Here is a 7,054-nt window from a genome sequence, read left to right as displayed (position 1 = left end):
GGCCGGCGGCGGAGTGCCCGCGTCGGCGGCCGCCGGGTCGGGCGTGGGCGGGGTGTCGGCGGTACCGGTTCCGGGGGTCACCGGGGCGGGGGTGTCGAACGTCGGTGAGGCCCAGCCCTGGCCCGACGTATCGGGGCCCCACCCGGACGCTGCGGCCGGGGGAGCCCAGCCCGACGCCGCCTCCGGCGTGCCGCTCACCGCCCAGCCGCCCGGCACCGCCACCCCACCGGTCAGTGACGGGTAGTCGGCGGGGGACGGCGGCTGGCCCTGCCCCGGGACGGCGGGTGGTCCGGCGGTCGCCGCCCAGGACGGAGCGCCGCCGTCGACCTGGTCCGGCGGCCAGAGTGGTTCGATGTCCCGCTCCGGCACCGGCGGCTGGCCGGGCACATGGACCCGGTCGGCGTTCTCGTCCACCACGGTTCCTCCCCATTCCTCCTGCCGAGGATAGGCCCACCGGCCGGTCGGGATCCGCCGTCGCGGGGGCGCCGAGGTCAGGCCGTCCAGACCGCCCACGCGCCCGGCTCGGTCCACCAGGACCGCTTCCGGCTCAGCTCGCCCTCGACGCCGTCGTCGAGGAAGGGGACCTTCCCGTCACGCGGGACGACGGACACGGCCCGCCCGCGTGCCCGGCGCACCTCCAGCCGTACCCGCTTCCTGCCCAACGCGGAGCGGGTGACCACGGGAACGGCCACCGCCACCTCCACCAGCCCGTCCGTCGGGTCCGGGTTGCCGAGCAGCGTCACGTCGTCGAGCCGGGCGTACCCGCCGGCGTTGCCGATCGCGCAGGCCATCAGCGGTTCGTCGCCGGTGGAGAGGACCGCGTCGTCCACCTCCACCCGGCCCCGCCAGTGCAGCGGCCGGCCGCCCTCGTCGGCGGCGCCGAGCAGCGCGCCGTCCAGGGTCACCGAGCCGCCGTCGTTGCGCAGCAGGTCGAGCCGGCGGGCCGTGCCGTCCAGCACCGCGGCGGCCACCGCCGCCGGGTCGCGGGGCAGCCCGAGCTGCGCGGCCAGGTCACGCTGCGTCGTGCTCCGGGCCGGGTCGAGCGGCAGTACGGCGATCGGCGGCAGGTCCGGCACCGTCCGGTTGCCGGCCAGGTCGTCGGGACGGCGGCTGGGCGGTGGGGCGTATCGCCGGACCAGCCGGCGCAGGACGGCGCGCAACTGCGCGTCGTTGGCGGTGGCCACCACGAGCCGGGTCTTGGAGTCCGGGTCGGGCCAGGTGAGGCCGTCCGCACGGGGCGGGCCGTCCAGCCGGGCCAGCACCTCGTCGACCTCGGCGTCGGAGCGGGCGGTGACGGTTTCCACCCGCGCGCCCCGGGCGGTGAGCGCGTCCGCGCAGGCCAGCACCGGTACGCGCGGCGTCTCGCAGCGCTCCTCGGTCTTCGCCTGCGCCGAGCCAGCCTCGGCCGCGCCACCACAGCAGGCTCCGCCGCTGCCGCAGCCCCCGCCGGGCGCGTCCCGCTCCGAACCGAGGGTGAGCAGCACCACGTCGTACACGGGTAGGAGCCTCCTGCCTCTCGACGCGACCCCTGCCGGCCGCGTCGTCACTACTTGTTAGCCTGACACCCCGGGCTCGCCAACCGGTCGCCACCTGGCACCCGAGCCTTCTGGAGGCGGAAAAGATGCCAGCGATCGTGCTTCTTGGCGCTCAGTGGGGCGACGAGGGCAAGGGCAAGGTTACCGACCTGCTGGGTGAGCGGGTCGACTACGTCGTGCGCTACTCCGGCGGCAACAACGCCGGCCACACGGTGATCACTCCGGACGGGCAGAAGTACGCGCTGCACCTGATGCCGTCGGGGGCGCTCTCGCCGAGCGCGATGATCGTCATCGGCAACGGGGTGGTCGTCGACCCGAAGGTGCTGCTGGCCGAGATCGACGGGCTCGCCGAGCGCGGCGTGGACGTCTCCCGCCTGCGCATCTCCGGCGACGCGCACCTGATCATGCCGCACCACCGGGCGCTGGACCGGGTGGTCGAGCGTTACCTCGGCACCCGGCGGATCGGCACGACCGGCCGGGGCATCGGCCCGGCGTACGGCGACAAGGTCGCCCGGATGGGCATCCGGCTCCAGGATCTGCTCGACCCGGGCATCCTGCGCAAGAAGCTGGAGCTCGCGCTGCGCGAGAAGAACCAGCTGCTGTTCAAGATCTACAACCGCAAGGCGATCGACGTCGACGCGACGATCGAGGAGTACCTGGAGTACGCGGAGCGGCTCAAGCCGTACATCGCCGAGACCCGGGTGATGCTCTGGGACGCCCTCGACCGCGGCGAGACGGTGCTGCTCGAAGGCGCCCAGGCCACCATGCTCGACATGGACCACGGCACGTACCCCTTCGTGACCTCGTCCAACCCGACCGCCGGCGGGGCGTGCGTGGGCGCCGGCATCCCGCCGACCGCGATCACCAAGGTCATCGCGGTCAGCAAGGCGTACACCACCCGGGTGGGCGCCGGCCCGTTCCCGACCGAACTCTTCGACGACAACGGCCAGCACCTGCGCAAGATCGGCCACGAGTACGGCACCACCACCGGCCGGGAGCGCCGCTGCGGCTGGTTCGACGCCGTCGTCGCCCGGTACGCCTGCCGCCTAAACGGCGTCACCGATCTGGTCATCACCAAGCTGGACGTGCTCACCGGCATGGCCAAGGTGCCGATCTGCGTCGGCTACGAGATCAACGGGGAGCGTTTCGACGACATGCCGATGACGCAGACCGACTTCCACCACGCCAAGCCCATCTACGAAGAGCTCGACGGCTGGTGGGAGGACATCACCAAGGCGAGAACCGAGGACGAGCTCCCGGAGAACGCCCGCCGCTACATCGCCCGCATCGAGGAACTCTGCGGCACCCAGGTCAGCGTCGTAGGCGTAGGCCCCGGCCGCGAAGAAAACGTCCTCCGCCACCCCCTCCTCCCCTAACCCACCCCACCGTTCCCCCCGCCCCCGGCCTCCCCCGCCCCCCGCGTTGATCATGAGGTTAGCGGGACTTATGTAGATCAAAGTCCCCGCTAACCTCATGATCAACCGTGAGAAGGGGAGGGGGAGGGGTTTTCCACAGGGGGAGGGGGTTGTCCACAGGGGCGGCGGGAGGGGGGGTGGGGTTTGTCAGCGTGATTCCTCGTGGATCGTGCAGACGTGCTCCGCCGGGTTGCAGGAGTTCAAGACGGTTTGGTGACCCGGGCGCAGGCGCTTGACGCCGGGCTCAGCAGGCACGACATCGACCACCTGGTCTCGGTCGGTCGATGGCGGCCACTCGCGCGGGCCGTCTACCTCGTCAACGTCGAAACGCCGTCGCGCCGCTGTCGGATCAGGGCCGCTGTGCTGTCGCTGGGTCCGCTGGCCCATGCGGTGTTCGGAACGGCGGCCGAGTTGCACGGCCTCGCCGGACTGCCCCGGCGGGACGAGATCCACGTGGCGCTTCCGGGTCGAGCCGCGAAGCTGGCTCGTGTCTCAGACCAGGCCATCGTGCTGCACCAGTTGGAGCACCCACCCGGTTCGGTGCTGCGCGTCGCTGGGATCGCGGTCACGACGCCGCTGCGGACGGTCGCCGAACTCATCCTCCGGGAGCGCCGCTATCCGGCCGTCTCGGTGCTTGATTCCGCGCTCTGGCAGAGGCTGCTCGGGCCCGAGGATCTGGCGGTCATCCCTGCCCTGATCAGGGGACGGCGCGGCGCGGTCGCGGCCCGCGGGTACCTGGCCGAGGCCGATGGTCGCGCGCAGTCCCCGCTGGAGACCCGCACGAGGCTGCGCTGCGTCGACGGCAAGGTCCCGCCGGACGCCCTCCAGTTGGCGGTACGGGACCACGACGGCTACCTGCTCGGCATCGGCGACCTGGGCTGGCGTGCCCCCCCGCGTCATCGCCGAAGCCGACGGTCGCGGTCCCCACGGCACCCCGGAAGCAGTCTTCGCCGACCGTCGCCGGCAGAACCGGCTGCTCAACGCCGGCTGGACCGTCCTCCGCTTCACCTGGACGGACACCCTCGACCCCCACTACATCCCCTATGCCGTCCGCGATGCCATCGCCGCAGCCCGTCATCGTCGATCATGAGGTTGACCGGGCACTTGTCGATCGAAAACCCCGCTAACCTCATGATCAACGGAGGGGGTCCGGGGGGTCGGTAGGATCCGGGGTCGTGCGCGTACTTCTTGTTGGGGGTGGCGGGCGGGAGCATGCGCTCGCGCTGGGCCTCGCCGGTGACCCGTCCGTGGAGGCATTGATCGCGGCGCCGGGAAATCCCGGGATCGCGGCGGTGGCGCAGGTGCGGGAGGTCGCCGCCGCCGATCCGGCCGCGGTGGCCGCGCTGGCGGTGGAGGTCGCGGCCGATCTGGTGGTGATCGGGCCGGAGGCGCCGCTCGTCGCCGGGGTCGCCGACGCGGTACGCGCCAAGGGCATCGCCGCGTTCGGTCCGTCCGCTGAGGCCGCCCGGCTGGAGGGTTCGAAGACGTTCGCCAAGGACGTGATGACCGCCGCCGGCGTGCCGACCGCGAGGGCGTACACCTGCACGGACGCGGAGGGCACCGCGAAGGCGCTGGACGAGTTCGGCGCGCCGTACGTGGTGAAGAACGACGGGCTCGCCGCCGGCAAGGGCGTGGTGGTCACCGGGGACCGGGGCGCCGCCCTGCGGCACGCCGAGGAGTGCGGCCGGGTTGTCGTCGAGGAGTACCTGGCCGGCCCGGAGGTCTCGCTCTTCGTGGTGACCGACGGCGAGGCGGCGGTGCCGCTGCTGCCCGCGCAGGACTTCAAGCGGGTCGGCGACGGCGACACCGGCCCGAACACCGGCGGCATGGGGGCGTACGCGCCGCTGCCGTGGGCGCCGCCCGGCCTGGTCGACGAGGTGATGGCCGACGTCGTCCACCCGACGCTGGCCGAGATGCGCCGCCGGGGCACCCCGTTCGCCGGCCTGCTCTACGTCGGGTTGGCGATCACCGCCGCCGGCCCCCGGGTGATCGAGTTCAACGCCCGCTTCGGCGACCCGGAGACGCAGGTGGTGCTCGCGCTGCTGGAGACCCCGCTGGCCGGGCTGCTGCACGCCGCCGCGACGGGCACGCTGGCCGCGCACCCGCCGCTGCGCTGGCGCGACGGCTCCGCGGTTACGGTGGTGGTCGCCGCGGAGAACTACCCGGCGGTGCCGCGTACCGGTGACGTCATCACCGGCGCGGACCGTCCGGGCGTCATCCACGCCGGCACCGCCCGCCGGGCCGCCGACGGCGCGTTGCTCTCCGCGGGCGGCCGGGTCCTCTGCGCCACCGCCACCGGCACGGACCTGGCTGCCGCCCGGGACGCCGCCTACGCGCTGGTCCGCGGCATCGGGCTGGCCGGCTCGCACCACCGCACCGACATCGCCGCCGCCGCGGTCGACGGCCGCATCACCCTGCCGGACTGACCCGGCCGCAAGGGTGGACGGCCGGATCGCTCTGCCTGGCTGGCCCCGCCGCCCTCCTCGGCGCAGCGGCGGCGGTGGGCGGCGGTCGGCGGCGGTCGGCGGCCGGATCACCCCCACCGGGCTGATCCCGCCGCCGCGCCGGCCTGGTTCGTGAGCCGGGCCGTGGGCGGCCCGCGGGCGGTGACCGGCCGCGTCCTGGGCCGGGGGCTGACGCCGGCGGCGGGATTTTCCGGCCCAGCCGGGCAACCCGCGCCGTGCCCGCCTCCGTTTGAGCGGTGAGGCGAGGAGGTGGCGGGATTGCCTGCCGACATCGAGGGTTACCGCGAGTACGTCGGGGCGCGGCTGGAACCGCTGCGCCGCACGGCGTACCTGCTCTGCGGTGACTGGCACACGGCCGACGACCTGGTGTCGACGGCGCTGGTTAAGCTGCTGCGGCACTGGCGGCGGGTGTCGACCATGGACAGCCCCGACGCGTACGTCCGGCGGACCCTGCTGCGGGTCTGGCTGGACGAGCGCCGCCGGCCCTGGCGGCGGGAGGCCGTCTGGTCGACGGTCCCGGACGGCCCGGTGCGGTCCGCGACCGACGGTGCCGCCGACCGGCTGACCATCCTCGCCCTGCTGGCCGAGCTGCCGCCGCGCCGCCGCGCGGTCCTGGTGCTGCGCTACTTCTGCGACCTGTCCGTGGAGGAGACGGCCCGGGAACTCGGCTGTACCGCCGGCACCGTGAAGAGCCAGTCGGCCCGCGCGATCGAGACCCTGCGGGGGCGTCTCGTCGGCACGCCGGCGCACCCCGAGGAGGTACGCACCGATGGATGATCTCCAACAGCAGTTGCGGGCGGCGGTCGCCACCGCGCCGCCCACCCGCATCGACGTGGACCGGCTGATCGCCGCCGACCGGCAGCGCCGCCGCCACCGCGCCTGGACGCTCGCCGGCACCGGGATCGCCGCCGCCGTCGCCGCCGTCACGGTGACGCCGGCACTGCTGGCCGGTCCCGGGCCGGACCCGGGCGGTCTCCCGCTGCCACCTGCCGGTGCCGGGTCGCCGTCCGCCGGCCCGTCGCTCTGCGCGGTGGCGGAACCGGAGCCCAGTGGGCCCCAGCCGCCCCTGCAGACGTACGACACGGTGCGCGCCCGACCTACCGAAGGCCCTGCGGCGGCCCTCGCCCGACTGACCGGGGCGCTGCGTCCGGCGCTGGGCGCGTTGCCGTCGGGCGTGGCGGTGGACGGCATCCTGCCGAACTGCGACCTGGTCCAGTTCACGTACCACCCGAGTTACCGGGAGTACGAGGCCGTCGTCCGGCTGACCCGCGGCGGCCAGGTCGACAGGTTCTCGGTGTCGCTGCGGCCGACCGCGGCCGACGAGCGCACGGGCTGCGTGCAGGCACCCGACCCGGGCGACTGCACGAGCAGTCGGGCGGCTGACGGCAGTGTCGTCGTCACCAGCACCGCCAGGCTGGGCGACGCCGGCCGCGAACAGCGCTGGGTGCTGGTGCAGCGGCCGGACGGGACGTCGGTGGTGGCGGTGACGAACAACTTCCTTGTCGGGGACCGACCGGACCGGGAACCGGCCGGCGGCTTCGAGCCGCCGCTGCTCACGGTGGAGCAGTTGGTCGAGATCGCCCGCACCCCGGGGCTGACGCTCTATCCCTGAGCCTGTTGGTGCCTCCGGACCCGGTCG

Annotated in this window: 7 protein-coding genes and 1 pseudogene; 5 read left to right on the top strand and 3 right to left on the bottom strand. The window is 74.0% G+C overall.

The window, feature by feature from the left end:
• Positions 1-417, bottom strand: a pseudogene (locus NCC78_RS08175) (chromosome partitioning protein); the annotation flags it as partial.
• A gap of 74 nt (positions 418-491) precedes the next feature.
• Positions 492-1,496 (bottom strand): diacylglycerol kinase family protein, encoded by a 1,005-nt coding sequence (locus NCC78_RS08170; RefSeq protein ID WP_250793002.1) that lies wholly within the window; start codon positions 1,494-1,496, stop codon positions 492-494.
• A 125-nt stretch (positions 1,497-1,621) separates the two neighbouring features.
• Here NCC78_RS08170 and NCC78_RS08165 point away from each other — a divergent pair, with 125 nt between their 5' ends.
• Complete coding sequence (locus tag NCC78_RS08165) at positions 1,622-2,911, top strand: adenylosuccinate synthase (protein ID WP_250793000.1); 1,290 nt, start codon at positions 1,622-1,624, stop codon at positions 2,909-2,911.
• 186 nt (positions 2,912-3,097) lie between these two features.
• On the opposite strand, the gene NCC78_RS32760 is transcribed toward NCC78_RS08165, so the two are convergent.
• Positions 3,098-3,403: a hypothetical protein gene (locus NCC78_RS32760; RefSeq protein WP_250792993.1), complete on the bottom strand. Its 306-nt coding sequence runs from the start codon at positions 3,401-3,403 to the stop codon at positions 3,098-3,100.
• A gap of 430 nt (positions 3,404-3,833) precedes the next feature.
• On the opposite strand from NCC78_RS32760, the gene NCC78_RS08155 reads away from it, so the two are divergent.
• The 4 genes from NCC78_RS08155 (at position 3,834) to NCC78_RS08140 (ending at position 7,027) form a co-directional block, all read left to right on the top strand.
• Complete coding sequence (locus NCC78_RS08155) at positions 3,834-4,040, top strand: DUF559 domain-containing protein (RefSeq protein ID WP_250792991.1); 207 nt, start codon at positions 3,834-3,836, stop codon at positions 4,038-4,040.
• Positions 4,041-4,125: 85 nt separating this feature from the next.
• The gene (gene purD, locus NCC78_RS08150) at positions 4,126-5,376 is read left to right on the top strand and encodes a phosphoribosylamine--glycine ligase (protein WP_250792990.1); all 1,251 of its coding nucleotides are present in this window, start codon (positions 4,126-4,128) and stop codon (positions 5,374-5,376) included.
• A gap of 297 nt (positions 5,377-5,673) precedes the next feature.
• A complete protein-coding gene (locus tag NCC78_RS08145; RefSeq protein ID WP_250792989.1) occupies positions 5,674-6,192 on the top strand; it encodes a SigE family RNA polymerase sigma factor in 519 nt (172 codons plus the stop codon).
• A complete protein-coding gene (locus tag NCC78_RS08140) occupies positions 6,185-7,027 on the top strand; it encodes a hypothetical protein (RefSeq protein WP_250792988.1) in 843 nt (280 codons plus the stop codon). The genes NCC78_RS08145 and NCC78_RS08140 overlap by 8 nt, the downstream gene beginning before the upstream one ends.
• Positions 7,028-7,054 lie beyond the last annotated feature (27 nt).

This window comes from Micromonospora phytophila, assembly GCF_023656545.1.
GTDB classification, from domain to species: Bacteria; Actinomycetota; Actinomycetes; order Mycobacteriales; family Micromonosporaceae; genus Micromonospora; species Micromonospora phytophila.
This window is presented reverse-complemented; position numbering and strand designations above follow the sequence as displayed.